1 protein-coding gene is annotated in these 1106 nt (G+C 72.8%); it reads left to right on the top strand.

Annotated elements, in window-relative coordinates; translation table 11 throughout:
- Positions 1-20: 20 nt before the first annotated feature.
- Positions 21-1106 (top strand): hydantoinase/oxoprolinase family protein (locus PKE99_RS37680; protein ID WP_369075887.1); only part of this gene is annotated, 1086 nt, incomplete at its 3' end.

The following is a 1106-nucleotide window of genomic DNA, read 5'->3' as shown; positions in this document are numbered from 1 at the left end:
AGCCCCGCCGGCCCCTCCAGGTGGCGACCGTCCGGCTCGGACTGCCGGCCACGCGGTCACTGCCGCCGATGGTCGACTGGCCCGAGCGGCTCGCCTCCGCCGTCGGCCGCAACATCTACCTCTGCCACGGCGGGCACGAGTTCGACGGGCGCGAGATCGCCCCGCTCGACGTCGACGAGCTCAAGCGGACGGCCGACGACATCGCCGCGAACGGTCTGCGGGCCGTCGCGATCTCCTCGGTGTTCTCCCCGATCAACGACGAGCTCGAGCGGCGGGCCGCGGAGATCATCCGGGAGACCGCGCCCGACGTGGCGATCAGCCTGTCCACGGAGCTCGGCCGGCTCGGCCTGCTCGAGCGCGAGAACGCGACGATCATGAACGCGTGCCTCGCCGAGCTGGCCGTGCACATCACCGACGCGTTCCGGGCCGCCCTGCGCGAGTCCGGGATCGACGCACCGATGTACATCAGCCAGAACGACGGCACGCTGATGACCGTCGAGCAGGCCGAGCGGTACCCCGTCTCGACGTTCGCCTCCGGCCCGACCAACTCAATGCGCGGCGCGGCGTTGCTCTCGGGCCTGCAGGACTGCGCCGTCGTGGACATCGGCGGCACGACCTCGGACATCGGCATGCTCGTCAACGGGTTCCCGCGCGAGGCCAAGTCCACGATCGAGGTCGGCGGGGTGCGGACGAACTTCCGCATGCCCGACGTCCTGCCGCTCGGCATCGGCGGGGGCAGCCACGTCCGCTGGGACGGCGCGGCCACCGTCGGCCCGAAGAGCGTCGGCTACCAGCTGCCGAAGCGCGGCCTCGTCTTCGGCGGGGAGACCCTCACCGCCACGGACATCGCGGTGGCAGGCGGCCGCGCCCAGGTCGGCGACCCCGGCCTGGTCGCCCACCTCGACGAGGCGCTCGTCGCGAGCGCGTTGTCGAGCATCGAGGAGCGGATCGCCGAGGCGGTGGACCGGATGAAGACCGAGTCCGCGCCGATTCCGGTGGTGGTCGTCGGCGGCGGGAGCATCCTGCTCGGCAAGGACCTTCCCGGCGCCGCCGAGCTGATCCGCCCCGACCACCCCGCCGTCGCGAACGCGAACGGCGCCCCCATC

The sequence above is a fragment of the Pseudonocardia halophobica genome (assembly GCF_027922425.1).
GTDB classification, from domain to species: domain Bacteria; phylum Actinomycetota; class Actinomycetes; order Mycobacteriales; family Pseudonocardiaceae; genus Pseudonocardia; species Pseudonocardia halophobica.
The sequence above is the reverse complement of the archived record's forward strand: the minus strand, read 5'-3'. Positions and strand labels throughout refer to the sequence as shown.